At 69.1% G+C, this 26,030-nt stretch carries 26 protein-coding genes and 1 pseudogene; 22 read left to right on the top strand and 5 right to left on the bottom strand.

The features are described 5' to 3' along the window. Positions 1-2: 2 nt before the first annotated feature. Positions 3-1,745, top strand: coding sequence for a fatty acyl-AMP ligase (locus ABS735_RS09145; RefSeq protein WP_016325310.1), 1,743 nt, complete (start codon positions 3-5; stop codon positions 1,743-1,745). A 125-nt stretch (positions 1,746-1,870) separates the two neighbouring features. Further along, positions 1,871-2,155 carry a metal-sensitive transcriptional regulator gene (locus ABS735_RS09140; protein WP_042799349.1) on the top strand — a complete coding sequence of 95 codons (285 nt, stop codon included), beginning with the start codon at positions 1,871-1,873 and terminating at the stop codon, positions 2,153-2,155. 92 nt (positions 2,156-2,247) lie between these two features. Here ABS735_RS09140 and ABS735_RS09135 read toward each other — a convergent pair whose 3' ends face one another. Further along, positions 2,248-3,216, bottom strand: a complete 969-nt coding sequence (locus tag ABS735_RS09135; RefSeq protein ID WP_016325312.1) for a hypothetical protein — start codon at positions 3,214-3,216, stop codon at positions 2,248-2,250. A gap of 171 nt (positions 3,217-3,387) precedes the next feature. Between ABS735_RS09135 and ABS735_RS09130 the strand changes: the two genes are divergently transcribed. After that, on the top strand, positions 3,388-3,678 hold the full coding sequence (locus ABS735_RS09130) for a heavy-metal-associated domain-containing protein (protein WP_016325313.1): 291 nt from the start codon (positions 3,388-3,390) through the stop codon (positions 3,676-3,678). A gap of 67 nt (positions 3,679-3,745) precedes the next feature. Next, a complete protein-coding gene (locus ABS735_RS09125) occupies positions 3,746-5,995 on the top strand; it encodes a heavy metal translocating P-type ATPase (protein WP_016325314.1) in 2,250 nt (749 codons plus the stop codon). A 75-nt stretch (positions 5,996-6,070) separates the two neighbouring features. On the opposite strand, the pseudogene ABS735_RS09120 reads toward ABS735_RS09125, so the two are convergent. Further along, a pseudogene (locus ABS735_RS09120) lies at positions 6,071-6,263 on the bottom strand (hypothetical protein); the annotation flags it as partial. A gap of 84 nt (positions 6,264-6,347) precedes the next feature. After that, a complete protein-coding gene (locus tag ABS735_RS09115) occupies positions 6,348-7,016 on the bottom strand; it encodes an HAD family hydrolase (RefSeq protein ID WP_016325315.1) in 669 nt (222 codons plus the stop codon). A gap of 80 nt (positions 7,017-7,096) precedes the next feature. Between ABS735_RS09115 and ABS735_RS09110 the strand changes: the two genes are divergently transcribed. Further along, positions 7,097-8,299 carry a helix-turn-helix domain-containing protein gene (locus ABS735_RS09110; RefSeq protein ID WP_016325316.1) on the top strand — a complete coding sequence of 401 codons (1,203 nt, stop codon included), beginning with the start codon at positions 7,097-7,099 and terminating at the stop codon, positions 8,297-8,299. Between the two features lie 180 nt (positions 8,300-8,479). Here ABS735_RS09110 and ABS735_RS09105 read toward each other — a convergent pair whose 3' ends face one another. Beyond that, positions 8,480-8,962, bottom strand: coding sequence for a TrmO family methyltransferase domain-containing protein (locus ABS735_RS09105; RefSeq protein ID WP_042799351.1), 483 nt, complete (start codon positions 8,960-8,962; stop codon positions 8,480-8,482). Between the two features lie 72 nt (positions 8,963-9,034). Continuing rightward, positions 9,035-10,423 (bottom strand): NsdA family TPR-like regulatory protein, encoded by a 1,389-nt coding sequence (locus tag ABS735_RS09100; protein WP_186009678.1) that lies wholly within the window; start codon positions 10,421-10,423, stop codon positions 9,035-9,037. A 302-nt stretch (positions 10,424-10,725) separates the two neighbouring features. Here ABS735_RS09100 and ABS735_RS09095 point away from each other — a divergent pair, with 302 nt between their 5' ends. From ABS735_RS09095 to ABS735_RS09015, 17 genes are all read left to right on the top strand, one after another. Further along, entirely contained in the window at positions 10,726-11,100 is a 375-nt protein-coding gene (locus ABS735_RS09095) for a DUF6415 family natural product biosynthesis protein (protein ID WP_234308164.1), read from the top strand. A gap of 233 nt (positions 11,101-11,333) precedes the next feature. Beyond that, positions 11,334-13,235, top strand: a complete 1,902-nt coding sequence (locus ABS735_RS09090; RefSeq protein WP_016325320.1) for a glycoside hydrolase family 15 protein — start codon at positions 11,334-11,336, stop codon at positions 13,233-13,235. Between the two features lie 27 nt (positions 13,236-13,262). Next, entirely contained in the window at positions 13,263-14,780 is a 1,518-nt protein-coding gene (locus ABS735_RS09085; RefSeq protein ID WP_016325321.1) for an ATP-binding protein, read from the top strand. A 60-nt stretch (positions 14,781-14,840) separates the two neighbouring features. Beyond that, positions 14,841-15,356: a roadblock/LC7 domain-containing protein gene (locus ABS735_RS09080; protein ID WP_016325322.1), complete on the top strand. Its 516-nt coding sequence runs from the start codon at positions 14,841-14,843 to the stop codon at positions 15,354-15,356. Next, positions 15,353-15,760: a DUF742 domain-containing protein gene (locus ABS735_RS09075; RefSeq protein ID WP_016325323.1), complete on the top strand. Its 408-nt coding sequence runs from the start codon at positions 15,353-15,355 to the stop codon at positions 15,758-15,760. Before ABS735_RS09080 ends, ABS735_RS09075 begins: the two co-directional genes overlap by 4 nt. A gap of 7 nt (positions 15,761-15,767) precedes the next feature. Then, positions 15,768-16,403 carry a GTP-binding protein gene (locus ABS735_RS09070; RefSeq protein WP_016325324.1) on the top strand — a complete coding sequence of 212 codons (636 nt, stop codon included), beginning with the start codon at positions 15,768-15,770 and terminating at the stop codon, positions 16,401-16,403. Further along, positions 16,403-17,044, top strand: coding sequence for a GAF domain-containing protein (locus tag ABS735_RS09065; protein ID WP_016325325.1), 642 nt, complete (start codon positions 16,403-16,405; stop codon positions 17,042-17,044). The genes ABS735_RS09070 and ABS735_RS09065 overlap by 1 nt, the downstream gene beginning before the upstream one ends. Before the next feature lie 84 nt (positions 17,045-17,128). After that, the gene (locus ABS735_RS09060; RefSeq protein WP_016325326.1) at positions 17,129-18,382 is read left to right on the top strand and encodes an acyl-CoA dehydrogenase family protein; all 1,254 of its coding nucleotides are present in this window, start codon (positions 17,129-17,131) and stop codon (positions 18,380-18,382) included. Between the two features lie 136 nt (positions 18,383-18,518). Beyond that, the gene (locus tag ABS735_RS09055) at positions 18,519-18,998 is read left to right on the top strand and encodes a LuxR C-terminal-related transcriptional regulator (protein ID WP_234308165.1); all 480 of its coding nucleotides are present in this window, start codon (positions 18,519-18,521) and stop codon (positions 18,996-18,998) included. Between the two features lie 83 nt (positions 18,999-19,081). Then, complete coding sequence (locus tag ABS735_RS09050) at positions 19,082-19,645, top strand: hypothetical protein (protein ID WP_016325328.1); 564 nt, start codon at positions 19,082-19,084, stop codon at positions 19,643-19,645. Then, the gene (locus ABS735_RS09045) at positions 19,642-20,217 is read left to right on the top strand and encodes a DUF6624 domain-containing protein (RefSeq protein WP_016325329.1); all 576 of its coding nucleotides are present in this window, start codon (positions 19,642-19,644) and stop codon (positions 20,215-20,217) included. Before ABS735_RS09050 ends, ABS735_RS09045 begins: the two co-directional genes overlap by 4 nt. 74 nt (positions 20,218-20,291) lie before the next feature. Then, positions 20,292-20,759 carry a DUF6082 family protein gene (locus ABS735_RS09040; protein WP_373906555.1) on the top strand — a complete coding sequence of 156 codons (468 nt, stop codon included), beginning with the start codon at positions 20,292-20,294 and terminating at the stop codon, positions 20,757-20,759. A gap of 201 nt (positions 20,760-20,960) precedes the next feature. Continuing rightward, positions 20,961-21,140, top strand: coding sequence for an FxLD family lanthipeptide (gene fxlA, locus ABS735_RS09035; protein WP_042799357.1), 180 nt, complete (start codon positions 20,961-20,963; stop codon positions 21,138-21,140). 106 nt (positions 21,141-21,246) lie between these two features. Further along, positions 21,247-21,378 (top strand): FxLD family lanthipeptide, encoded by a 132-nt coding sequence (locus ABS735_RS09030; protein WP_007491158.1) that lies wholly within the window; start codon positions 21,247-21,249, stop codon positions 21,376-21,378. Between the two features lie 37 nt (positions 21,379-21,415). Then, on the top strand, positions 21,416-21,595 hold the full coding sequence (locus ABS735_RS09025; protein ID WP_016325332.1) for an FxLD family lanthipeptide: 180 nt from the start codon (positions 21,416-21,418) through the stop codon (positions 21,593-21,595). An 86-nt stretch (positions 21,596-21,681) separates the two neighbouring features. Next, on the top strand, positions 21,682-24,783 hold the full coding sequence (locus ABS735_RS09020) for a lantibiotic dehydratase (protein ID WP_016325333.1): 3,102 nt from the start codon (positions 21,682-21,684) through the stop codon (positions 24,781-24,783). Then, positions 24,770-26,029, top strand: a complete 1,260-nt coding sequence (locus tag ABS735_RS09015; protein ID WP_016325334.1) for a lanthionine synthetase C family protein — start codon at positions 24,770-24,772, stop codon at positions 26,027-26,029. The genes ABS735_RS09020 and ABS735_RS09015 overlap by 14 nt, the downstream gene beginning before the upstream one ends. The last annotated feature ends 1 nt before the right edge of the window (position 26,030 follow it).

The following is a 26,030-nucleotide window of genomic DNA, read 5'->3' as shown; positions in this document are numbered from 1 at the left end:
GTTTGACCACTTCACGCGCACAGGGCGCCACCACCTTCGCGGAGGCCTTACAGGAACGGGCGGCCAAGTCTCCCGACGCCACCGCCTTCCGTTTTGTCGCCGACGACGAGTCGGCTGAGGTCATCACCTACGCCGAACTTGACTCACGGGCACGGGCGGTGGCCGCTGGACTCATCGAGGGGGCCGATACCCGGCGCGCTCCGGTCCTGCTCCTCTTCGTGCCCGGCCTCGACTACCTGGCGGGGCTGTTCGGCTGCTTTTACGCAGGCGTCCCCGCGGTCCCGGCCTTCCCACCCGACCCGAGTCGCCTCGCGCGCACGCTGCCGCGACTCCAGGCCATCGTCGATGACGCCGGCTCCGACATCGTGCTCACCACGTCAGACATCAAGCCGCTGATCCAACAGAGTCTTCAGTCTTCGTCCGGGCGCGCCCCTCACTTGCTGGCCGTTGATCTGCTTCCGAGCGACGACGGCAGACTCGTGCCTCGCTGCGACCACAGGACTCCCGCCCTGCTGCAGTACACCTCAGGTTCGACCTCACTCCCGCGCGGCGTCGTGCTGAGCCATGAACATCTGATGAGCAACTGCCATGACATCGCACGCGGATTCGGCATTCACAGTGGCAGTTCAGGGGGCCTGTGGCTGCCCCCGTACCATGACATGGGACTGATTGGCGGCATCCTGACGCCGCTGTTCTCCGGCATCCCGGCGACACTCATGTCACCGATGACGTTTCTCCGCCGCCCGTTGTCCTGGCTGCGCATGATCTCGCGCTACGGATCGACGATCACCGGCGGCCCGAACTTCGCGTACGAGCTATGCCTCCGGCGTGCGACGGACGAGGAACTCGAGGGCCTTGATCTGTCCGGCATCGAACTCACCTTCACCGGGGCCGAGCCCGTGCGGGCCGAGACCATGGCACGCTTCGCCGAGCGCTTCGCTCCGACGGGATTGCGGGCCGAATCGTTCTATCCGTGCTACGGACTCGCCGAAGCCACACTCTTCGTGACCGGCGGCACCCCACTCGACGGCTGGCGCTCGAAGCGGATCGCGAGCGAGCCCCTCGGCACGGAGGGGGTCGCCCGCCCGGCCTCCCCCACCGAACTGTCGAAGACCCTGGTGAGCTGCGGCAGACCGGGCCCCGACACCCGGCTGCTGATCGTCGATCCTGACACCCGGGAACCCCTGAAGAGTGGAAGAGTCGGGGAGGTCTGGGTCGACTCCCCCAGCGTCGCTGCGGGCTACTGGCAACGGCCCGAGGAGTCCGCCATGACCTTCGGTGAGAAGACCGCGAGCGGGAGCGGCCCGTTCCTTCGCACTGGCGACCTCGGATTCCTCATGGACGACGAGCTGTTCGTCGCGGGCCGCATCAAGGATCTGATCGTCATCAACGGCCGCAACTACCACCCCATGGACATCGAGCAGGTCTGCGAAGAGTCGGTCACGGGAATCCGCCGGAACTGCGGTGCAGCGTTCTCCGTCGAGGGCGGAACGGGCACGGACACCGAACGACTCGTTCTCGTCTACGAAACTGACCCCGGCGACGACAGGCCGTACGAGGAGATCATTGAGGGAATCCGTCGCACGGTCTCCCTCCACTTCAGCATCCCTCCGCACGCGGTCCTCCTGATTCCTCCGCGCGCGATCCACAAGACGTCGAGCGGCAAGGTACAACGCTGGCTGACCCGACGGTCCTACCTAGCAGGAGAGTTTGACGAGTTTGCCCGATGGGAGGCTGCCGGCTAACGGGACACGAGGCGACCCGGAATTCCGCCCGCCCGGCGACCCGACCACATACCGTGTGCGGGTATCTTTCAATGGGAGGTCGACGCTGCGCTTGGCACCGACCCGGGGAGGAAGGAATTGGAGCCATGCCTGGCGAGAAGAAACAGCACAAAGAAGACGTACTGATGCGACTGCGCCGCATCGAGGGCCAGGTACGAGGCCTGCAGCGGCTGGTTGAGCAGGACACCTACTGCATCGACGTCCTCACACAGGTGTCGGCCACGACTCGCGCCCTGCAGTCGTTCGCCCTGCAACTGCTCGACGAGCACATGGCCACCTGTGTGAGCGACGCTGTGGCTGAGGGCGGCGAGGAAAGGGAGAAGAAGCTCCGAGAAGCGTCCAACGCCATCGCCCGCCTGGTGCGTTCGTGAGTTGTGCTACCCCGCCTGCCGGCGGGACGGGGTAGCACGCGGTCTGTCCGACACGTCAGCGCCAGAACGACTCAACCCGGTTGGCGCCGCCTTCAGTGCTGATGCTCCTCGGACTCCTCGGCGGTGTCGCTCCCGGCAGGAGCCTTGGACGCCTCTCCGGCGTCGACTGTGAAGCTCGCGGTGTGCACCTTCCCTTCGTGCTTGAAGTCGAGGAAGAGCCGGTACGAACCAGCACTGGGTGCCGTTGCAGTGAACGAAACTGTGGGTCCGGGCTTTGTCTTGCCGTCATCCGGGGCCCCGTTGGGATGGACATGCAGGTAAGCGAGATCGCCTGAACGCAGGGCCACCAAGTGGCCGTACGCCTCGAGGTATGGCTGAAGGTCCGTGACAGGGCGCCCGTCCTTGGCCACCGTCAGATCAAGCCGCCCGCTCACACCCGAGCGAAGCCCACCTTCAAGCGCGACCTTGTAGCCATCGACCTCCGCGACATTCGAGACGGAGGGCGGCTGGGCGGGGCTGTACCTGCCGGAGACAGCGAGGTCAGCCCCGAGAGTAAGGTCCTCGGCGCCCTTCGCGGCGGGCGTGAAGTCGGCGAAGAGCCGATAGTCGCCGGCTGCGGGAAGTTCGGCGTCGACGCTCCAGGTGCCGTCGGAGGTACGGATCGGGTGGAGGTGCCGGTAGGTCGCCAGATCACGCGATGCAAGGATCAGGTGCAGTTCCTTGCCGTGCTCGCGCCGATAGTCGGTGACCTTGCGGCCAGCACTGTCGCGCACGGCGAAGCGGATTTCGGACTCCTTGGCCACAGGGACACTGCGCGTCTCGAGGTCGAGGCTGTAGCCCCCCTCCGAGATCTGCAGGCCACCGGGGGGAGCACTGCCGTTCCCCTCTGCCTTCTTGTCGGCTTCTCGCTCTCCCGCAGCCCCGGCCCGGTCGTGCCCCGCGTGGGCGGCTGGCTCGGCGGTGGTCCTGATCGGGTCGGCTGCTCCTCCCACACCGTATGCGGTTCCGAAGGCTGCGGCGAGCACGGCGGCGAACGCGGTGATCCGCAAAGGGGTGTTCATCGGGGCCTCCTAGAGCGCCGTTTGTTGTGCGACACGGAGATCGAGCATATACCCCCTCCCGGTATGCGCAAGAGAAGCGCAACCCTTGCCACAGATACCAACTGGGGGTATACATGCAAGGGCACCCATACCCCCAAGGGGTATCCCAGATCATCATTCCCAGGAGGAACCATGTCCGACTGCTGCACGCCCGACGGCAGCTGCTCCACCGGTGCGGCGAAGGGCACGACGACCGCGACGGAAGGCGGGATCGCGACGGTCTACACGGTGACGGGCATGACGTGTGACCATTGCAAGTCCTCAGTCACCGAGGCCGTCAGCGGGATCGGCGGCGTGCTGAGCGTCGATGTAGACGTCAAGACCGGCCGGGTCTCCGTCACCACCGTGGCGGAACCTGACGACGCCGCGTTCGCGAAGGCGGTCGACGACGCGGGCTACGAGCTTACCGGCCGCGCTGTCTGAGCCCTCACCATGCCGCTGGGCCCGTCAATCCCCCGGACGGGCCCAGCTCCCTCCCTGAGGAGCAGTGATGACCAACCTCACCGACGTCGGCGAGGTCGAACTCGCCATCGGCGGCATGACCTGCGCCTCGTGCGCAGCCCGGATCGAGAAGAAGCTCAACCGCATGGACGGCGTCGAGGCGACCGTCAACTATGCGACGGAGAAGGCCAAGGTGAGCTACAGCGGCAGCATCGCTGTCAGCGATCTGATCGCCACGGTGGAGGCGACCGGATACACCGCCCAGGAGCCGACGCCCGTCGACGCGGACAGCACCTCAGAGTCCGGAACCGCTGAAGAACCCGACCAGCACCGGTCGTTGCGCCAGCGCCTTGTGACCACTGTCGTCCTCGCCGTGCCGGTGATCGCGATGGCCATGGTGCCGGCATTCCAGTTCGAGTACTGGCAATGGCTCTCACTGACCCTGACCGCACCCGTGGTCACCTACGCGGCTTGGCCCTTCCACAAGGCCGCGTGGACCAACGCCAGGCATGGTGCCGCGACGATGGACACACTCATCTCGGTCGGAACGTCCGCGGCGTTCCTGTGGTCCCTGTGGGCATTGTTCTTCGGCACCGCGGGCACCCCAGGCATGACACACCCCTTCGAGCTGACCATCGGCCGGAGTGACGGTGCCGGGAACATCTACCTGGAAGCAGCCGCCGGTGTCACCGCCTTCATTCTGGCGGGCCGCTATTTCGAAGCGCGTTCCAAGCGGATGGCCGGCGCCGCGCTCAAGGCCCTCCTGGAACTCGGAGCCAAGGAAGTCACCGTCGTGCGCAGCGGCGTCGAATCCACGGTGCCGATCGGAGATTTGCGCACTGGTGACCGCTTCCTGGTGCGTCCGGGCGAGAAGATCGCCACGGATGGGACGGTGGTCGAGGGTTCGTCCGCCGTCGATGCCTCCATGCTGACCGGAGAGTCTGTCCCGGTGGAAGTCGTCGTCGGCGACAGCGTCGCCGGTGCCACGTTGAACACCAGCGGCCGGCTCGTCGTCGAGGCCACCCGGGTAGGCGCGGACACCCAACTGGCCAGAATGGCAAAGCTCGTCGAGGAAGCGCAGAACGGCAAAGCGGCCGCCCAGCGCTTGGCCGACCGCATCTCGGCCGTCTTCGTTCCAGTCGTTATCACCCTCGCGATCGGCACGTTCGGCTTCTGGCTCGGCAACGACGCAGGCCTGTCTGCGGCGTTCACCGCCGGGGTCGCCGTACTCATCATCGCCTGCCCCTGCGCCCTGGGTCTGGCCACCCCTACCGCTCTGATGGTCGGCACTGGCCGCGGCGCCCAGGTGGGAATTCTCATCAAGGGCCCAGAGGTCCTGGAGACCGCCCGCAAGGTCGACACGGTCGTCCTGGACAAGACTGGCACGGTCACAACCGGACAGATGACGCTGGTCGCCGTACGGACCGGGGTGGACGAGAACGAGGCCGACGCCCTGCGTCTCGCGGGCGCGCTGGAGAACGCCTCAGAGCATCCGATCGCCCGCGCCGTGGCGGAAGGCGCGGCGCGGAAGGTCGGCACGCTCCCCGTTCCCGAGGACTTCACCAACGTGGCGGGACTCGGGGTCCAAGGCATCGTCGAGGGACATGCGGTGCTCGTGGGCCGCGGGCGGCTTCTGGACGAGTGGGAGATCCGTCTTCCGGTCGAGCTGGAGCGAGCCAAGGAGGCGGCGGAGGCCGCCGGTCGGACTGCGATCCTGGTGGCGTGGGACGGCGCGGCGCGAGCCGTGCTGGAAGTGGCTGACGCCATTAAGGAGACCAGTCCCGAAGCCGTCCGCCGCCTGCGGGTGCTCGGGCTCACCCCGATCCTGCTCACCGGGGACAACAAGACGGTGGCCGACACCGTCGCGGCGGAGGTCGGGATCACCGAGGTGATCGCCGAGGTGATGCCCGAGGACAAGGCGGACGTGGTCAAGCGGCTGCAAAGCGAGGGCCGCAGTGTCGCCATGGTCGGCGACGGCATCAACGACGCGGCCGCGCTCGCGCAGGCCGACCTGGGCCTGGCCATGGGAACCGGAACGGACGCGGCCATCGAGGCTGGCGATCTCACGCTCGTACGCGGTGACCTGCGCACGGCGGCGGATGCCATCCGGCTCTCCCGCAAGACCCTCGGGACCATCCACTCGAACCTCTTCTGGGCCTTCCTGTACAACGTGACGGCCCTGCCTCTGGCTGCAGCGGGCCTGCTCAACCCGATGATCGCCGGAGCCGCGATGGCCTTTTCGTCGGCGTCGGTGGTCGGCAACTCGCTCCGCCTGCGCCGCTTTTCCGCCCAGTCCTGAAGAGGTCGGACGCAGATCGTGCACATCGCCGATGTCTTCCGCCACCGCGAGACGGTGGCGGAATCTGCGCCTAATCTAAGGGCTACGCGTAAATGATCTAGGGTATGCCGATTGAGTAGCGTCGCCGCCGCCCCCTCGGAGAATGAGGTTGTGGAGGCTGGCGATACCGAGTATGGCGTAGTGAACGCCCTCGTCCTTGAGGCGGCCACCGCAGAGGATCTTCCAGGTGCTGGTGCGAGAGGGCGTGCTCGACGCGGGCGCGGATCTTGATCATCCACAGCCACCCCCTCGAGATTCTCACATCGGCCTGGGCCTCTTCCTGCATCTCAGACCAGGGACGGGGCTGCTTGCGTCATGCCCGGAGCGCGACGAGCACCCGCGCAACGTCGGCTAGTCCGTCGAGCACGGACTCGGCTCCCGCATCCTTCAGTTCGGCCACCGAGGTCTTGCCGGTGGCGACCGCGATCGTCCGCACGCCGGCTGCGCGCCCGCCCGCCACATCCGCCGGGGTGTCCCCGAGGAACACCGCCTTGGTCCCGGTGACCTCCCCACGTTCCAGAGCGAGGCGAAGCAGTTCGGGGCGCTCCTCGCCGTCTTCCCCGTAGGCGCCCTCGTCGAGCCGGAGGTACGAGTCCAGGCCGAACGTGGCCAGCTTCACCTCGGCCGCCAGCCGTACGTTGCCGGTAACGACGGACTGCCGCACGCCCCGCTCGTCGAGGGCCGCGAGCAGCGTGGCGGCACCGGGCAGTGCGTGGCCACGCTCGCGCAGCTCGGCTGCGCGCAGGACGTGCACCGTACCGAGCGCGTCAGCGAACCGGGTGAACAGTTCCTCGTCGTAGTCGAGGCCGTGGAGCCGGGCGGTCTCCCGCAGGATCACACGCTCCGTCGACCCCGTGACCGACGCCTGCTCGCGCATCGCAAATCCTGTCACCTGCTGGAATGCGTCAGCCCATAGCTCACGGCCCAGCCCGCCTGTGGCCATGAGCGTGTGGTCGATGTCCCACAGCACCAGTTCTGGCACCAGCAGCTCCTTTCTCCAGAACAGCAGGGTCCCCGTGCATCCGGCAGCCTACGCTCGAAGAAGCAGCGAGGAGCGGACACATGGTTGCAGCAGACCTTCCCATCGGGGACCGCATCAGGCACTACCGCGGCGGACGTCGGCAGGACGCAGTCGCTGGGCTGGTCGGTATCAGTCCGGACTATCTGTCGCAGATCGAACGCGGCCTGAAGGTTCCGTCGGTGCCCATGTTGTACTCCCTCGCCCAGGAGCTAGGAGTCCCGGCCGCAGCACTGCTGTCCGAGCAAGCGCCCGTGGAGGCTGAGTCGACAGATACGGCTGAGACCGCGGTCAGTCGTGCTTTCCTCGGATACGGTCCGCCCCGCAGTACCGCCCCGGTTCCGGCGGCCGTACTACGGGACCTCGTGGAGGGCGCCTGGCAGTCCTGGCAGACGAGCGGCACCCGGTTCACGGAGGCTGCCGAGACGCTGCCCGACCTAGTCGGCGAAGTCGAACATGCCGCTCGTGCCGCCCGCGCCGGTAACGACCCGGCCGAACGGCGAGCCGTACTGCGGGCAGCCGCCGACCTCTACTGTCTGCTCCGGTCGTACCTGCGACGCACCGGACGCGTGGACTTGGCCACTATCGCCGCCGACCGGGCCCAGCGCGCTGCTGAGGACGCCGACGATCCGCTGCGCATCGCCGCCGCCCAGTGGAATCTAGGCCATGTCCTGCTGGCCTCCGGCCAGCCGGCAGAGGCGGAGGAGCTGGCGCTCTGCGCGGCCGAGCAGGTCGCCGCGACGACGATACCCGAAGTCGAGCGGGTGGCGATGGGGGGCGCCCTCCAGCTTGTCGCCGTGGTCGGCGCGGCGCGCCGCCGCCGCTGGTGGGAAGCGCGCGAGCGGCTCAGGCAACACGCGGCACCTGCAGCCCGCCGGGTGCCCGATGACAGCAACGTGGCCTGGACCGTCTTCGGTCCGACCAATGTGGCGTTGCACGCCTTGTCCATCGACATGGAGGCGGGCGAGACCGGCGAGGCGCTGCACACAGCCGACGCCGTCGATACCAACGGACTGCCGTCTATGGAGCGGGAGTTCACCTTCGGCCTGGAGGTAGCTGCCTGCCACTCGCAACGCCGCGACGACGCGGCCACGCTGCTGACTCTGCGGGAGCTGGAGACGCTCGCGCCCGAGGACCTCGCGCGCAATCCCCTCGCCCGCCAACTAGTGCTCACGGTCATCCGTAGGGCACGGGCCATGCAAGCCCGGCAGGCGGAGAAGATGGCCGAACGGATCGGACTGGTATGAGCGAGCCGCTGGGTCACCCGAGCTGACAGCTCGGGCATGACTCCACGCCGCTTCCTATGGTCGTTGGTGTGAGACCAATCACCGCGACCGGGGGAGGCCAGGGACATGCCTAGCGCACCCGCTAGCGCGCTGTTGGAAACGGCTACCCTGCGGATGCGCGAGGTGTCACGACAAGCCTTTCTAGGGACGCTTCGACGCGTCACACCAGTAGCTTGCGAGCATCTCGCCCGGCCAGGCCGGCTGCCGGACAGCTCCTCGGGGGCCCATCTCCTGAAAGTACGGAGCCAGGTCCACGACCGGCGTCCCGTCGACCGCGTCGAGGTCCGTCACCAGGAGGTCGCGGCCATCCAGGCCGAGCAACTTCGGGTAGCTGACGGCCAGCTGGTTGGGACGCCGGTGATTCCGGTGAACGAAGGTACCGGTCGCTGGCCACTGCGAATTGCCTCGGGGACTCCGGGCGTGGAGTTGCACAGCGTCAGGTTGTGCCAGGTGAAAGCGCCACGTCACCGTCAAATGGGAGAACTCCTCGAAGCCCTGCAGCGTTTCGAGAGGGTACTCGTCGTTGAGCCGGATGATCGACTCGACCCCGCCCTGGTAATCGTCCTGAACGCGCATGTGGCCCCCGACCACCGTTGCGATCGACTCGACCTCGTAGGTTGCCATCGGCGCTCGTTCCTCTCCCATGGAGTCGGGTGTTCAGCAGCCGCCGGTCACACCCGCGTGCCTGCACTGCGGTCAGCCTATGGCGCGCAGCACTTCCCGTGCCCGGCGGTCCAATTCGGCGACGTAGCGGCCCCCGCGTTGCCGAACGGGCGACAGGTCGCTCTGCATGCGGACGATGACGTCGCGGGCGCGCCCGGACTGGACGCCCGCCATGGCGTCGAGAGCTTGTCCCCACGTGCCACATGCTTCATCGAGACGCCCCTGCTGGACCTGGACGGCGCCAAGGTAGCCCAGAGTCACGCTGTGGGTGCGGGCGTACTGCTGCCGACGGCGGGTTCGGACGCTGCGCTGAAAGTGCATCTCCGCCTCGACGGGCTTGCCCAGGTCGCGCAGAGCGCAGGCAGTTTCGTGGGCGAGGGAGGCTTCCTGAAAGAAGCCGACACGATCTGGCGCGTTTTCGTTGTCGGCGTGTTCGAGGTCTCGCTCTGCTCGGCTGATGGCCGCGAGCGTGCCGGGGCGGTCGCCGTCGGCGGCCAGGGCACGAGCGTGGACGATGGAGAGCAGGGCCTTCTCGCGCGAGCTGGCCTGGTGGTAGTGGGCGGGAGCCATGGAGGCTTCGGCCAGGTCGAGGGCCCTGCGTCGGTGCCCGAGGTCGACTGCCTGGTGGGCGAGGGCGCGCAGAATGTGGCCGCCCAACGGTCCGTCTCCGGCTTCGGCCGCGATGCGTGCGGCGAGGGTGAGGTAGCGCTGGGCGGTGCGATGCTGCGAGGCGTCGAACGCCATCCAGCCGGCGATGTAGGTCATCTCTGCCACGGCCGAGTATGTGTCCCGGCGGTGTCGCTCCGTTCGAGATCTACTGCCCAGCAGTGGCACCGCTTCGTCGCGAAGGTGGCCGGCCAGGGCCGAACGCCCCGAGGCTCCACCACGCTGCTGGTCCCGCGCGGAGTAGAAGGCTGTCAGGTTACGAACGTCGTCGATGTCGGCCTGCGTCACCAGCCGTGGGGAGACTGCTGGGCGCGATGCTGCCGCAGCCGGGGCGGTTGTCCACCACGAACTGGCAGGCAGAGTAAGGCCGGCGGCCGAGTACGCGGCGGTCGCCAACAGCTTGCGTCGGTGCATGTCCAGGTCGTCGCTTCCCAGTTCGGCCAGCACGGTCAGAGGGTCGACGCTCCAGTCGGAACTGCTGTCCGTCAAGCCTGTCGGCCCGTCTTCCAGCCCGAGGTCAGCCAGGGTGAGGCGTCGGCTGAGCCTCCGGGACAGCGTCTCACGCAGGATATGAGGCGCTCGTCCGCTGGGCTTGGTGCCTTGGACCCACATGGCGATGTGCGAACGGGAGATGGCCTCCAACTCGCGTGCACCGCTCTCTGCGGCGACACGAGCGACTGCGGCGGCGGCTTGGGGCTGGGACCAGCCCGCTTCGCGCAGGAGTGCGGCGAGGGCGACGTTTCGCTCACGGGCCATAGGCTGCCCCTCGGGTCCGAAATGATCTTTGACGCCTTTGACGGCCTTGAGGGCCGCGCAGGCATACCCCCCAGGGGGGATTCGCGGTTCGCTCAACGTAGCGGCGGGATCACTCACCTTGCACGCCGCCCGACTGCAATGCACGAAGTTTCTCACTCAACTTGGCCTGTTCCACAAAGGAGTTGCCTCATGCGTCTCCGCTGGCCCCTCGCTGGGCGGCCTGCCAACGCAGTGCTCTGGACCGGAAAGTCCTCGGTGACCCGGGGGCCAGGCGTGACCAAGCGGTGTCCGCGACGGAGACGGTGACGCTCGTGCTGGGCGAAGACTCGCCGGTGCCCGAGACTGCCGCCGACGTAGAGGACCTCGTCCTGCGGCTACGAGGCCATGTCAACCAGCTCGGAACCCTGGTGCCTTCGAAAGAGCCAACTCTGCTCCGTGCGCAGCAACTCTGCTCGAACGGGCTCCCGGAGGGCTACCTGCCCAGCCGGGTGCGCCTCGTCAAACTCGCCGAGGCGCCCCAGGAACTCATTGCGAAGATCCGGCTGGAAGACGTCGAAGCGAGGCGTCCGGCGCGGATATGGGCGTGGCGGAAGCCGCAGATCAACGTGCTGCGCGGTGCAGTCTTCGCCGTCGCCCTCACCTGCCTCGTGTGGGCCGCTTCGGTGCCTCGGACATGACTCTCACCGGAGCGCTCCTCATTGGTCTGATCCTCGTCCCGATGGCGTGGCTGGTTTACCGAGGCGCTCGCACGACTGGCCTCGATGCCGCAGACAGGGCCTCTACGCCACATCCATCGAGCCTGTCTCACCGCGGTGACCGCTGACTCCTTGACTCACGGCCTGTCCCCGGCCGCTTCGGCGGCCCTGACAACGCCCCCAGACCAGTGGGGCTTAACGGAGATCCACACACGATGGAACGCCTTCCGCGTATCGAGCAGTACGGCCTGATCGGCGACACGCAGACCAGTGCCCACGTCTGCGACAACGGTTCGATCGACTGGTTGTGCCTGCCCCGCTTCGACTCGCCAGCTGTCTTCGCCGGGCTCCTGGGTACGCAGAAGCACGGCTCCTGGCAGATCGCCCCGGCCTCGTCGACAGGCCGGTCCAGCTCCGGAAGAGTGGCTGAGCGCCGGTACTGCGGTGACTCGCTCGTTCTCGAGTCGCTGTGGCGTACCCCGACTGGTTCGGTCCGAGTCCTGGATTTCATGCCGCCTCGCGACGGGGCCCCGCAGGTAGTTCGGATCGTGGAGGGCCGGAGCGGCGAGGTGGAGATGGTCTCAGCCATGCGCCCTCGGCCGGGGTACGGCAGCGTCGGCCCGTGGATCCACGAGGTCAGTGGGCGCGTGGTCGCGGAGGCCGGCGCGGACGCTCTGTGGCTCGATACCTGCGTCCCGCAGGTGGAGAAGGACGGCGTGGTCGTCAGCGCTTTCGCCATCCGCGCCGGGCAGAGCGTGGCGTTCGTACTCAGTTGGTGCGCGTCCCACACCGCCGCGCCCGACGTTCCCAACCCGGAGGCCGCGCTCGCCGAGACGCTCGCCTTCTGGCAGGAGTGGACGCAGGAGTGCACCTACGACGGGCCCTACCGCGAAGCCGTAGTCCGGTCCTCGATCGCGCTAAAGGCCATGACCTACGGGCCCAGCGGCGGGATCGTGGCAGCGCCGACCACGTCGCTGCCCGAGGAGATCGGCGGCCCCCGGAACTGGGACTACCGCTACACCTGGCTGCGCGACGCTTCCACCACCTTGGCCGCGCTGCTGGGGACCGGATACCGGCAGGAGGCGCAGGCATGGCGGCGATGGCTGCTGCGGGCCGTCGCCGGCGACCCGGAGAACCTGCAGATCATGTACAGGATCACCGGGGAACGGGACCTGCGGGAGCGGGAGCTTCCCTGGCTTCCCGGGTACGAGGGCTCAGCCCCGGTCCGGGTCGGAAACGGCGCGGCGAACCAGCTCCAGCTCGACGTGTACGGCGAGGTCATCGACGCCCTGTACCTGGCGCACCGGAGTGGTGTCGCCCACTGCGCCGACACCGCAGTCCTACACGAGCGGCTCGTCGAGCACCTGGCGCAGCGCTGGCAGGAGCCCGACGAGGGCATCTGGGAGGTCCGCGGGGCCCGCCAGCACTTCGTCCATTCCAAGGTGATGGCATGGGTCGCCGTCGACCGCACCATCCGCCTGGCCGAGGCCGGCGCGCTCGATATGGATGTGGCCTCTCTGGTCGAACTGCGGGCGACGATCCACCAGGAGGTCTGTGACAAGGGCTTCGACCCGGTGCGCAACACCTTTACCCAGTCCTACGGCTCGCAGGAACTGGACGCTGCCACGCTGCTCATTCCGCGCACCGGCTTCCTGCCGCCCGACGACCCGCGCGTCACCGGCACTGTGGATGCGGTCCGTCGTGAACTCTCCACGGACGAGGGGCTTGTGCATCGGTATCGGACCCGCGGCAAGCACACCGGGGTGGATGGTTTGAAGGGCAACGAGGGCACCTTCGTCCTCTGCTCCTTCTGGCTTGTCGATGGCCTGGCCCTGACCGGCCGCCTCGACGAAGCCCGTGCCCTGTTCGAGCGTCTCCTGGCCTTGCGCAGCGACCTCGGGCTCCTGGCGGAAGAGTACGACCCGGCCCAGCAGCGCCAGCTCGGGAACTTCCCGCAAGCGTTCAGCCACATGGGCCTGATCCAGAGCGCCCTGCTCCTTCAACAGGTGGCGAAGCAGACGTCCCCCCACCACGGCGCGGTGGCGGTGCCGACGCCCCGCTCGACCTCCCGTAGCACGCGGCACAACGCCCCAGACCTCAAACCACAGCACGCATAGCCACCTCACCCCCTGACGAGGACTCCGATGTCTGACAGCGCCTTCCCGGCACGGCCAGCCGCTACCGGCCACCGCAGACGGCAACCCCCGGTCGACGCGAACACGCTGCACCTCGCCCGCCGCGCCGTGGCACTGCCCCTGGTGCTCCTTGCCGCTCTGCTGGTCGCCGCCTACGCTCTCCGGTCGGCGTCGGCCGTAGGGCCCGGATGGATCCTGGCCGGCCTCATCTGCGGACTGGCGGGCGTCTTCACCGTGGCGGCACGCTCAGCGCGCACCGTCGCCAAAGCCGCACAATCGGCCGTGGAGGGATCCCAGGCAGCGGCACTGGCAGCCGTCACAGGGGCAGCGGCAGCCGTCGAGAAGTCCGTGCAGTGGTCGGCGGAGGAGCTGTGCCGTGGGAAGCGCCCATCGTTGCCTGACTCTAGGACGCCGCAGTCGTCCACTGCGAACGCCCGGATCGACAACGCGTTGAGTGCGCTCCAGGCGCAGGCCATCGCGTCGCTGATCCGCGTGCACGACGAGTCCCAGTCCGTGGTCCTCCTAGAGGTACTGCGCCGCCTGGCCATGCGGGAGCATGCCCTGGTCAGCAAGGCACTCCAGGCACTGAGCCGGCTGGAGATGCTGACCGACGACCCGGAGCTGCTGGCCGCGATCTTCGAGATTGATCACCTGGTGACGCGGATTCGCCGCCAAGTGGAGAGCACGGCGGTACTTGGCGGGCAGTCCTTGCGCAACGTGCGTCTGCCGGTTCCTGTCACGACGGCGCTGCGCGGTGCCGTGTCCGAGGTCGTGCAGTATCCGCGGGTCGCTGTCACGGCCGGGTCTGTGGGCGCCGAGCTGGGTCTGCCCGGCCATGTGGGTCCGGACCTGACGCACCTGCTGGCCGAGCTGATCGAGAACGCCTGCGAATGCTCCGATCCGGCGACAAAGGTGACGGTGCGGGCGCAGCGGGTGGCGAACGGGCTGGCCATCGAGGTCGAGGACCGGGCCGTCCCCATGCATCCGCATACGCGGGTGCAGATGAACCGCCTACTCAAGGCCCCCGACGAGGTCGACGTCAGCGGTCAGGTCCGGTCCGGGCAGCTCGGCTTGCTGGTCGCCGCGCTGATCGCCCGGTCGCATGGACTGGCCGTCCTCCTGCAGGAAAACGTGACGGGGGGCACCACTGCCCTGGTCGTCATACCGGCACGACTCCTGGTAGCCATTCCATCGGTCGAGGGTGGGGGCGCACCGCCGCCCGAGAACGCTCGCATCTCCGGGCGGCAGCCGCAGCAGGTCGCCGCGACTCCCGCCGCCCCGAGGGCAGCGCAGCTCGCACATCCCGGCGCCGTTGCGGCACCGACCGCAGAAGCGGGCCATTCGGCTGACGCGCCCCCTCTGCCGACCCGGACAAGCCGGACGAAGTCTTTCCGTCCACCAAACGAGCGGGAGCCAGCCCCCGTAGCCGCGGCGACGCCCGGGCTCGCAGCCGCCTTCCGCAACGGCCTCCAGGCCGGCGGCACCGCTGGCCCCCCTCCCGCCTCGTCAGAGCGCCCCACCCCCTGACCCGTCCTTCCCGGTGGCCCGGTACATCCGCTGGTCCTTCCCCCTTCTGGAGCGATCCCTATGAGCACCCACCCCGCGATGAGCAACGTGACCGGCGACATGCCCGCATCCGCGACGACCGCAAGCGGACAGAGGGACAGCATGGCGTGGCTGCTGCGTCAGTTCGCCTCCGAGACGCTGGGTGTCACGCACGCCGTGCTGATCTCGCGCGATGGACTGCGGCTGCTGGACAGTGACGTCGACAAGGACTGGGCGGACGAGCTGTCGGCCGCCTTCAGCGGGGTGGCCTCCCTCGCGGCGAACATCACCGGTCCGCGCGGGAAGAAGAGGCCGGCGGGCCAGGTCATCATCGAGCGAGACGACTGCCTGTTCTTCGTCCAGAGCGCCGGGCGCAGCGCGGCCTTCGACAACCACCCTGGTAACGAACGCGGTGAGGTGGACACGATCCTCGCTGTCATCGCCACCCGGGACGCCGACGTGGGCACCGTCGGCTTCGAGATGGGGCGCCTTGTCCAGAAGTTCGCCCCGTACATGGTGATCCCCGTCCGTGGCGGCACGGGCGGAGAGGTCCGGTGACCACGTACGGCCGCGCGGCCGAGGAGTCGGCGTTCGTGCGGACTTACGCCGTGACTCGCGGGCGTACCAAGCCGCGGCACCTGCTCGGTCTGGAGACCGTGCTGGAACCCGGAGCGGGCAGGCCCGGCCCGGCTCAGGCCGAGGAGTGCGAGGAGATCCTCGCGTTGTGCCGGGAGCGTAGGCGGTCGGTGGTCGAGCTGGCGGGCCGCCTTGGCCGGCCCGTGACCGCCGTCAAGGTGCTCGTCTCCGACCTCCTGGACGCCGACGCCCTGGTCGTCTCCCTGACTCAGTCCTATGCCGATACCGGTGCGGGCTCCGGTGCGTCTACCCAGCTGCTGGCAGCCGTGTCAGCGGGTTTGAAGAGGAAGTGGCCTGATGCCGTCACTTATCCCCAGGCCGGGTGACCCGGCCGTGGTGCCGCGTACTTCGCCGCACCCGCGCGTCGGCGCCGCTCCGACCGTGCTGAAGATCGTGATCGCCGGCGGCTTCGGCGCGGGCAAGACCACCGCCGTGGGCGCCGTCAGTGAGATCACGCCGCTGAGCACAGAGGAGTACCTGACCGAGGCGAGCGCAGACGTCGACAGCCTGGCGGGCATCGAAGCGAAGACCACCACCACGGTCGCCTTCGACTTCGGCCGGCTGAGCCTGCCCGACGCGCCGATACCTCTGGAGCTGTTCCTGTTCGGCACTCCAGGTCAGGACCGGTTCGTCGATCTCTGGTACGACCTCTCCCGGGGTGCCGTCGGCGCGGTCGTCCTGGTCGACACGCGCCGACTAGAGAGCAGCTTCACCCCTGTCAGCTTCTTCGAAGACATCGGCCTGCCCTTCGTCGTCGCCGTCAACCAGTTCGACGGAGCCCACCGCTATCACCCCCAGCAGGTCCGCACCGCCCTCGAACTCCCCGCCTCCGTACCGGTCGTCACCTGCGATGCCCGCGACACGAACCACGTCGCCGGCGTCCTGCTGGCCCTCGTCGACCACGCCGTTAACAACGCCGCCACCAGACGCGCTGGCCACCCCCCATCCACCACCCTCCAGGACGCCTGATGTCACAGCACCCCAGCGACCTCCACCGCACGCCGCAGACCACCCCGCCCACACGGTCCCTACCGCGACGCGACATGCGGGACACCACCCGCGGCCCGCTCCCCCCGCCCGCCACCGCCCTCACCAGCCAGCCGCCCCAGCAGTCACTGGAGCTGGCGCAGCGCTACGAGCTGCTCAACCGCCTGGGCGTGCCCCCAGTGGCCAACGAGGACTTCGACAACCTGGCCCGCGACATGGCTGAGAAGGCCGGGTTCCTGTACGGGTTCGTCAATCTGTTCCTGGAAGAGCAGACCTTCGTCGGACTGCACCAGCCGCCCGCGGACAGCGGGTACGTGATCGTCGGCCGCACCATGAGCCGGGACCACGGCTGGTGCCCGGAAGTCATGGCCCGCAAGAACGCCCTCCCGCTGTACGACGTGCACGCGTCCCCGCGCTTCAGCGGCAACGCGGTGGTCGACGCCGTCGGGATCCGTTCCTACTTCGGCGCTCCGTTGATCCACGACAGCGGCACGGTGCTGGGCACGGTGTGTGTGATCGACCCGGAGAAGCGGCCCCTGGCCGAGGCCCGCCGTCTGCGGGACATCGTCATCAACGCCAGTGCACAGGTGATGGACCACATCACCCGCGCCCCCGTCCGCTAGGCCGTTCCACAACTTCCCACCCGGGAGCCGTAGGCGATCCCCGGCCGCTCCGCGTTGCGACCTTCATCCAGGGAGAGGGAGACCATGTCCGCCACACCCACCACGCCTCCACCGGCGCTGAGTACCTACCTCACTGCCCGCCACGACATGCTGTGGCAGGAGGCGGACGCCTTCGCGGCCGAGCACGTCCCGCCGCGCGCCGCGCGGATGGAGGCCGCTCCGGGCAGGGTGGAGCACAAGGTCGCCGACCTGATGGCCGCCCGGCGGTGGTTCGCCGTCACCGTCCCGGCCGTCTTCGGCGGGCTGGGCGCCGGACACGTGGCCAAGACCATCCTGATCCACCGCATCGCACGGGTCTCAGCGGCTGCCGCGGCCATCCTGCAGGCCACCCTCATCCCCGTCGGCGCCCTGCTGCACTTCGCCACCTACGAGCAGAAGGGCCACTGGCTTCCCCGGGTCGCGGACGGGTCCGTGCTGCTGTCGATCGCCGTGACCGAACCGCTCGCCGGCGGACACATCGGCGGCATCGAAACCACCGCCGAACACATCGGCAACGAATGGGTGATCACCGGCAGCAAGATCCATATTGGCAACAGCCACCTCGCCGGAGCCCACCTCGTCGTCGCCCGCACCGCCGGGCTGGGAGTAGGCACCTCACAAGCGCTGACCGCGTTCATGGTCGAAGCCGACCGCCCCGGACTTTCCGTCTCCGACCACCGTGCCGGGCTCGGTCTGCATGGCTTCTCCGCCGGCCGCCTCGACCTCGACCACGTCCGCGTCCCCGACGACAACGTGGTCGGGGAGATCGGCCAGGGACTGGCCGTGGCCCAGAGCAGCAGCATCCTCTACGGCCGCCCCAACCTGGCCGCCGTCAGCCTCGGCATCCACGAAGCCGTCGTGGACACCACCACCGCCCGGCTCAAGGCCCGCCCCCGCTACCAGGGCATCCTCTCCGACCTGCCCGTCCTGCGGGACCGCGTCGGCGACATGGAGGCCCGCCTGCGCGCCGCACGAATACTCGCCTACCAGTCCGTGCACCTCCTCGACCAGGGCCTGCCCTGCGACGCCGAACTGATCAACTCGAAATACCTCGGCCACCAGTGGGCCATGCAGTCCGCCCAGCACGCCATGGAACTACACGGCGCCCACGCCCTCGATGGCGACTACATCCTCCAACGCCTGTGGCGCGACATCCAGCACACCTACCCACCCGCCGGAACCGGCGAAGTCCAGCGCATCCGCCTCGCCGACGCCGCCTTCGAAGAAGACCACATCCAGTGGTCCGAACGCCTCGCCGCCGAAGCCGCCTGGGCACGACCCGACCCAACCGCCGCATAAGCCCCCGTGCGCGGCACCCCGTGACTCCCCATCGCCGCGCACGGGCCCATGCCGCCGGCCCCCGTCCCCCGCGGGGACCGGCGGCACCCTCCCAGTGACCATCCACCCAGCCGAGAGAGACACCGTGACCCCGCCCGTGACGACCAGCGCACCGATCACACCCCTGACGCCGACCCTGCAGCGCGTCGCCCAGCACCTCGCAAACGGCCTCACGGCCCAAGAGATCGCCACGCAGACCGCCCTGTCACCCGTGACCGTCCGCCAGTACCTCCGCGACATCCGCGAGAGCCTGCACTGCCCTCCCCGCTGCAAGCCCCCAGTGATCGTGCACCGCCTGTTCGCCATGAAGCAGGTGGCCTCACCCACGGCCGACAGGCCGGCACCAACGCTCAGCCCGGATCAACTGCTGCTGCTCCGAGCCGTCGCCGAGCACAGCGACCCCCGCGATATCGCCGTCGCCGCCAAGCTCGCCCCCGCCGACCAACGCGCCGCACTCGACCAACTCCTCGCCGACACAGGCGCGCGGGACACCACCCACCTGGTGATCCTTGCCCACGGCTGGAAGCTGCTGCCGACCGACCCGGCGGCGCGGAGCGGAGCGGAGCGGAGCGAGTGAACAAGCCCCCCACTCCCCTGGCTAACGAGGAGCCTCCGGCTGCTCCCTCGGTCGCGTCACAGTACCCGGACGCCGTATACGCGGTGCACACGTTACGTACGGACGCCGAGCGCGCGGAAGCCGCTGCCCTCGTGCAGGACCGGCAGCGCTGGCTCACCCTGCGCGGCCTCCCCGTGCCCGCCCAAGCCGACGTTCCGGCCCTCTTCCGCGACCCGCAGACGAGGTCGGCCGGTCTGTTCGAGGACGGAAAGCTGCTCGCCTGCATGGTCCCCGCGCGCGACCCCGGACTCAGCTGGGGCGAAGGCCCCTGCCTCCGCCTGGGACGCGTCCACACCCTGCCCGACCATCCCGACGACATCACCCGACTGATCACCCTGTGGGCCTCCGACCTCGCCGCCCGGCAGAGCCTCCCACTCGTACGAGCCGAAATCCTGGCCCGCCACGCACTCCAAGCCGAGCCCATCGCCGCCCTGCTGCGCCGGCTCACGGACATGGGCTGGGACGTGCGGGGTTTCGGCCCGGGACGGGAGGGGGACCGCGTCGCCCGCCTCGAACTGGCCGCCGAGCACCGCCCCAGCCTCAGCACACTGATCAGCTGCCAGACCCATGCACCTCATCTGGCCGCGGACGATCGGAGCACCGCGTGACAACCGACGAACCGCAGCGACCCGACCTTGCCCGCGAGCTGATCGCCCGCGCAACGGAATCGGCCGTGCACCGAGCCAAACGCGTGCGCGACCAACTCGATGCAGTCCAACTCGGGCAGGGCCGACACACCGACCACGCCAACACCAAGTTCCTGCGCCGCATCCTGGGCGAATACGAGTGGCCCGGCCACCGCCTCGTCGGCCCCGCTGCTGCCCGCGCCGCCTGGAGCATCGCCCTGCACAGCGACCACGACCTCACCCTCCAGCGCGCCGCCACCATCCTGCTCGGGCGTGCGGTCGAGGCCGACGACGCGCTCGTCCAGCACTGGGCGCACCTCCGCGACCGTGCCCTCATTACCGGCGGGTGCGCCCAGGAGTACGGCACCCAGCTCTTGCTGAGCGCCGAGGGGATCGAGCTGTGTCAGCTGCGCGCGCCGGCGTCCGTCGACAAACGCAGGGCCACCGTGGGTCTGCCGCCACTAGACGTCGCGCTCAGGGCGGTGCGCCGCCGCTACACTCCGGACAGCTCCGCCGACGAAGCCCCGACCGTCGTCCTCGCGGAGGCCGCGTGAACAGGCGGAACTCCACGTTTTCCCTCAGTCGGCCCACTGGCCGCATCTCCGATCTGCGAAAGATCCGTTGACCGATGAAGCTCACCACCGCCGTCCTCGCTGCCGGTGCTGCCCTGTCCCTCACCACCGCCGTGGTCGGAGCCACCCGGCTCAGGCAGAACGCACGGCACCAGACCGAGCGGCACGAGGCGCTCCTAGCAGGCAACCAGCTCGACTGGCTGAACCGGGTGTCCACCAAAGCCGACCTCGCCGAGCTGTGGAAGCCCGAGGACATGAAGGCCGAGGAGTACATGCAGCTCATGGCGGCCTACCGACTCATCTGCGCCCTCAGCCTCCGGCACTGCCTCGGCCGTGTCCGCGACGGACAGCTGCCGTTCTATGCCGCGATGGTCATGAGCAGCGATGTCTGCTGGCGCTACTGGCAGCGCTTCGGCGGCCTCCGGGCCCAGGAGGCCGAGGGCGACGGGCGGGCCGAGCACTTCACCCGGGTGCTGGACCAGGCCGCGAAGAACCATCCGCAGGCGCAGCCCGCGGCAGCCTGACGGCGTATAGCGGTCCCGTCACCCTTTTCGGACTCCGTGTCTGTCCCCAACTCCTCAGCCATCCGCAGTTCTCGTGTCTGGCGAGGTGGCCGAGGAGGCCCGACCGGCGCAGGCCGCACAGCTGCCGCCCGTCGGACAGAGCCGGCCGTATCGCAACACACCGAAATGAAGTGTTCCACCACACCGATCAGGAGGATTCCCGTGACTCCCAAGGTGACCGACCAGCGTGTGAGGACCGCTTCGGCCTCTGCCGCGCAGGACCCGTTCGACCTCGGCATCAGCGTCATCGAATCGGGCGGCACGGTCGGGGCGAGTATCGCCTCCGACGGCGGCTTCGGCTCGACATGCGGTGACAACGCCTGCATCTCCAGTGGCTCCTGACCTCACCAGACCACCGGCACGACGCCCATGTCGTGCCGGCGCCGCCCACGCGGCACGTCCCTTGCGGCTTGACCGGAGCCGCGCACGACAACGGAGGAATGACCACATGCAGATCGACGAATTCGACCTCGACATCAGCGTCCTGGAGTCCGACGACGGCTCCGCCACGCTGATCAACCTCACCGACGACGGCTGCGGCAGCACCTGCTCCAGCCCGTGTGCCACCAACGTGGCCTGATCATTTTCCACCGCACGACGAGTAGGGAGAAGCCCGCATGAACGCGAACACGATTCAGGGCCAGGCGCAGTCCCCGGCCGCCACGGCGGGCGGTGACGCGTTCGACCTGGACATCAGCGTCCTGGAGTCCGGCGACGGCTCGGCCACGGTGATCAACCTGACGGACGACGGCTGCAAGCCGAGCTGCCAGGGGTCCTGCGCCACCAACGTGGCCTGACCTCGGCGCTTCGATCTGCCAGGCCGCGCGGCTTTGCGCCGCGCGGGCTGGCACCCATCCCAACACACCACGACCAGGGAGGGTGCATGGGTTCCCAGAAGGACGCCCCGCTGTACCGGTGCGCGGACACTGCGCTGGTGCGCGCCGCCCGTTCCTCGAGGCTGCCGCTTCCCGCGTGGCCGGACCTCACCGACGACACCTCGGACTGCGAGGTGCGGTGGCAGACGTGGCTGCGCGACGTCTGGTCGCTGTCCGAGGCCGCCGACTCCATCGAGCAGGCCAGCCCTCTGCTCGCGCAGCAGGTTCAGACCCTGTGCTCGGTGGCCAGTCCCGAGACCCGTCAGTTGCGCCGCGCAGTGGTGTCGGTCATGCGGTACCTGCTGCGTATGACGGGCCGGGCGACCCCGAACGGTCTGTTCGCCGGTATCGCGCCCGCCTCGTTCGGGGAACGACCGGGATGGTCCTGGGGTGAGTGGCACCGACCCGTCATCCGTGCCGACGGCGACTGGATCGCGGACCTGGTCGCCCGTCTGGAAGCAGACCCTGAACTCCTGCGGCACCTGCATGTGATGGCCAACAACACCATCTTCGTACGGGGCGATCGGCTGATCGTGCCCTACCCGCCCCGCTCACGCCGCACCGACGGCAGCCCAGCGGCCGAAGTGTCCCTCCGGTACACCGGCGCCGTTCGTATCGCCGTTGACGCCGCCGCCTCGCCCGTCCCCGTCCATGCGGTGGTCGCACTGATGAGGAGCGAGTTCCCCGACGTTCCCGCTGGCCGGGTGGAAGGGCTCGTCAGCAGCCTCGTCGAACGCGGCGTGCTCATCAGCAGCCTGCACGCGCCCTCTGCCACCCTCGACGCCCTGGGTCACCTGATCGAGCAGGCCGAAGCAGCCGCCGCCCCATCGGCCACGGACCTCGTGGCCGACCTGCGGACGGTCCGCGACGCCATCGCCCGGCACAACCAGGTACTGGCCCCGGCGGACGGCCGGCGCCTGCGTACCGCTTTACGTCAGAAGATGGCCGCCTTGAGTAGCGTCAAGGATCAGCCGTTCACGCTGGACCTGCGCATGGACTGCTCCCTCACTCTGCCCCCACAGGTTGCCCGCGAGGCGGAGCAAGCCGCCACGGTGCTGGCCCGGCTGAGTGCGTATCCCTTCGGCACTCCGGCGTGGAAGGACTTCCACAACCGGTTCTTCGAGCGGTACGGCATCAACTCGCTGGTCCCGGTCCGGGACCTGGTGGCCCCGGACGTCGGCCTCGGGTTCCCGGTCGGATACCGCGATGCGCACCCTGAGCAGGGTGAGGCCCTGACCTCTCGTGAACAGCAGCTGCTTTCCCTCGCCCAGGCGGCTGTCCTCGACGGCCGCGACGAGATCAGTCTGGACGAGGACCTGATCCGCTCGTTGACGGTCGGAGACCGCAACGCCCCGCAGGTACCGGCCCACACGGAGCTGCGCTTCAAGATCCGCGCCACTTCGCAAGACGCCCTGGTCAGAGGAGACTTCGTTCTTCACGGCCTCGCCCCTTCCCGCGGAATCGGCACCACGATCGGCCGTAGCCTCGGGCTGCTCGCACCGGTCGATCAGGCCCACGTAGGCGCCTTGTTGAAGGAGCTGCCGGTCAACACGACCGGCTCGATTCCCACGCAGGTCTCCTTCGCTCCACTCGACCGGGGAGACACCAACGTCACCCGTGTTGCCGAACTCCTGCCGGCCGTCATCAGCCTGGCGGAGCACCGTGAGTTGGATGCGCGCACGATCAGGCTCGACGACCTTGCCGTGGGCTGCGACCGCCGCAGGCTCTATCTCGTCTCCCTCTCCCGGGCGTGCCTGCTGGATCCCATGACGCTGCACGCTCTGGATCTGCGAGGGCACACGCCGCCGCTGGCGCGCTTCCTCACCGAGATCAGCCGCTCTCAGACCGCTGTACTGACCGTGTTCCCTTGGGCGTCCGCCACAGCCCTGCCGTATCTGCCGCGCGTGCGCTACGGCCGCGCGATCCTCTCTCCGGCACGGTGGCGACTGGAGCGGTCGGAGCTGCCTGCCCGCCGGGCCTCCTGGGAGGAGTGGCATAAGGCGGCCGACGGGTGGCGCGCACGCCGCCGAGTTCCTGACCACGTCGCGCTGGCCGAGGGCGACCAGCTCCTGCCGCTGGACCTCTCCGAACGTGCGCACCTCGCGCTGCTGCGCGCCCACCTGGACACCCACGAATCGGCGATCTTGACGGAAGCTGAATCCGACGGGGGCTGGTTCGACGGCCGGGCTCACGAGATCATCGCCCCGATGACGGCCGTCCGCCCGCCGCAGTGGCCGGCCGTCCCGCCCATCACCGTGAACCGGCTCGTCACCCGCGAGCACGGGCACCTTCCGGGCACCGCCTCCTGGCTGCTGGTCAAGCTGTACGGGCACATCGAACGACAGTCCGAGATCCTTGCCGACCACCTTCCCGCGCTGCTCGGCCAGTGGGACTCGCCGCTGACCTGGTGGTACATGCGCTACCGCGACCCTCGCTGGCACCTGCGGCTGCGCATCGCGGTCCCCAGCGAGCAGGACTTCGCCCTCACCGCACAACGCGTGAGCGCCTGGGCGAACGGACTGCGCCGTGCTGGGCTCCTCGGCGACATGCAGTTCGCGGCCTCCTACCCGGAGACCGGCCGGTGGGGCCCCGGGCCGCTGATGAGGCTGGCCGAGGACGTGTTCGTCGCTGACTCCCGAGCACTGGCCGTCCAGTTCGCCCAGAGCACCCGTCCGCACCGACAGGTCCTCGCCGCCGCCAACTTCGTGTCCCTCGCCGCCGCCTTCACGGGCAGCATCGCGGCCGGCATGGATTGGCTGATGGCCCACGGCCGGATCACCGACCCGCGCCCGATGGACCGGGCCGTGCTCCGTCAGGCGGTTCGCCTGGCCGATCCGACTGACGGCTGGCCGGCCCTGCGCGCGGCCCCCGGCGGCGCGGCCATCGCCAGCGCCTGGAGCGAGCGCGACGAGGCCCTGGCCCGCTACCGGCAAGAGCTGGACGCGTCCGGTGGGGGCAGCGCCCCGGACCTCGTTCTCGACTCGTTGCTGCACGCCCACCACATCCGCGCCGTCGGCATCGACAAGGACGACGAGCGGATGTGCGTACGGCTGGCCCACGCCGCCGCGATGGCCTGGACTCACCGAGGAGATCCCCATGAATCTGCGTGACAGCGCGCGGGTCGCCGCCGACACGATCGCTGAGCGGCTTGCCTCGCCGCAGGATGTACGGGGGCTGCATCACCGCCAGGGTTGGTGGCCGCAGTCGCTCGCGCACGGCGCGGTCGGTGTCGCGCTGCTGCACATCGAGCGGGCCCGCACCGAGCTGGGTCCGTGGCAGCGCGCCCACGACTGGCTCGCCTGCGCCGCAACCGAACCTGCCGTCGGCGGCCCGGACAGCCACCTCTACTACGGGGCGCCCGCGCTCACCTTCGCTCTCCACGCCGCCGCCGACCGCCCCGGACGCTACGCCCGCGCCCTGGACACCCTCGACCGGTACGTCACGAAGGCGATCCGGGACCGGCTCGCGGACGCCCACGCACGCATGGACCGCGGCGAGATGCCCGCGCTGGCGGAGTTCGACGCGATCCGCGGCCTGAGCGGGCTGGGCGGGCTCCTGCTGCACCGCGACGTCCACGCCGACGTCCTCCGCGAGATCCTGACCTACCTGGTCCGCCTGACCGAGCCGGTCAAGCACGACGGGGAAGTTCTGCCCGGCTGGTGGAGCCACCTCGCCCCCTCCGGGACGATCTCCCCCCAGTATCCGGAGGGGCACGCCAACAACGGCGTCGCCCACGGCATCGGCGGCCCCCTCGCCGTGCTCTCCCTCGCAGCCCGCCGCGGCGTCACTGTCGACGGCCACCTCGACGCGATCACCCGCATACTGGCCTGGCTCGACCACTGGCAGCAGGACAGTCCCGCCGGCCCGTGGTGGCCGTACTGGATCACCCGTGAGCAACTACGCTCCGGCACGACCGGCCCTGGTCCCTTCCGGCCGTCCTGGTGCTACGGGACCGCCGGATTCGCCCGCACCCAGCAGCTCGCCGCCCTCGCCCTCAAGGACCCCGCCCGCCAACACGCCGCCGAATTCGCCCTCCTGCGCGCCATGACCGACCCGGGCCAACTCGACGCGATCGTGGATGTCTCCCTGTGCCACGGCTTCGCGGGTTTGGCGCGCGTCACGCAACTCGCTGCCGCCGACGCCCTCGCTCCCGGCCTCGCCGAATGCCTGCCCCGGCTCCTGGCCCCGATCACCGACACCGCGCCCGGCACCCTGGCGGACTCAGTGATCGCCCCGCCCGGCGGCGGAGACATCGGACTCCTCGAAGGTGCCGCAGGCACCGCACTCGCCCTGAACGCCTTCCACACCGGAGCGCCGTCCGCGTCCGGGTGGGACATCTGCTTCCTGATCAACTAGC

This window comes from Streptomyces sp. MMCC 100 (assembly GCF_041538145.2).
Lineage (GTDB): Bacteria > Actinomycetota > Actinomycetes > Streptomycetales > Streptomycetaceae > Streptomyces.
The sequence above is the reverse complement of the archived record's forward strand: the minus strand, read 5'-3'. Positions and strand labels throughout refer to the sequence as shown.

Coding starts and splice junctions, on each gene's coding strand:
- ABS735_RS09135 (WP_016325312.1), bottom strand. CDS start 3,216: ATGAACACCCCTTTGCGGATCACCGCGTTCGCCGCCGTGCTCGCCGCA.
- ABS735_RS09140 (WP_042799349.1), top strand. CDS start 1,871: ATGCCTGGCGAGAAGAAACAGCACAAAGAAGACGTACTGATGCGACTG.
- ABS735_RS09025 (WP_016325332.1), top strand. CDS start 21,416: ATGAACGCGAACACGATTCAGGGCCAGGCGCAGTCCCCGGCCGCCACG.
- ABS735_RS09080 (WP_016325322.1), top strand. CDS start 14,841: ATGAGCACCCACCCCGCGATGAGCAACGTGACCGGCGACATGCCCGCA.
- ABS735_RS09110 (WP_016325316.1), top strand. CDS start 7,097: ATGGTTGCAGCAGACCTTCCCATCGGGGACCGCATCAGGCACTACCGC.
- ABS735_RS09085 (WP_016325321.1), top strand. CDS start 13,263: ATGTCTGACAGCGCCTTCCCGGCACGGCCAGCCGCTACCGGCCACCGC.
- ABS735_RS09130 (WP_016325313.1), top strand. CDS start 3,388: ATGTCCGACTGCTGCACGCCCGACGGCAGCTGCTCCACCGGTGCGGCG.
- ABS735_RS09030 (WP_007491158.1), top strand. CDS start 21,247: ATGCAGATCGACGAATTCGACCTCGACATCAGCGTCCTGGAGTCCGAC.
- ABS735_RS09020 (WP_016325333.1), top strand. CDS start 21,682: ATGGGTTCCCAGAAGGACGCCCCGCTGTACCGGTGCGCGGACACTGCG.
- ABS735_RS09040 (WP_373906555.1), top strand. CDS start 20,292: ATGAAGCTCACCACCGCCGTCCTCGCTGCCGGTGCTGCCCTGTCCCTC.
- ABS735_RS09060 (WP_016325326.1), top strand. CDS start 17,129: ATGTCCGCCACACCCACCACGCCTCCACCGGCGCTGAGTACCTACCTC.
- ABS735_RS09015 (WP_016325334.1), top strand. CDS start 24,770: ATGAATCTGCGTGACAGCGCGCGGGTCGCCGCCGACACGATCGCTGAG.
- ABS735_RS09065 (WP_016325325.1), top strand. CDS start 16,403: ATGTCACAGCACCCCAGCGACCTCCACCGCACGCCGCAGACCACCCCG.
- ABS735_RS09105 (WP_042799351.1), bottom strand. CDS start 8,962: ATGGCAACCTACGAGGTCGAGTCGATCGCAACGGTGGTCGGGGGCCAC.
- ABS735_RS09090 (WP_016325320.1), top strand. CDS start 11,334: ATGGAACGCCTTCCGCGTATCGAGCAGTACGGCCTGATCGGCGACACG.
- ABS735_RS09100 (WP_186009678.1), bottom strand. CDS start 10,423: ATGGCCCGTGAGCGAAACGTCGCCCTCGCCGCACTCCTGCGCGAAGCG.
- ABS735_RS09125 (WP_016325314.1), top strand. CDS start 3,746: ATGACCAACCTCACCGACGTCGGCGAGGTCGAACTCGCCATCGGCGGC.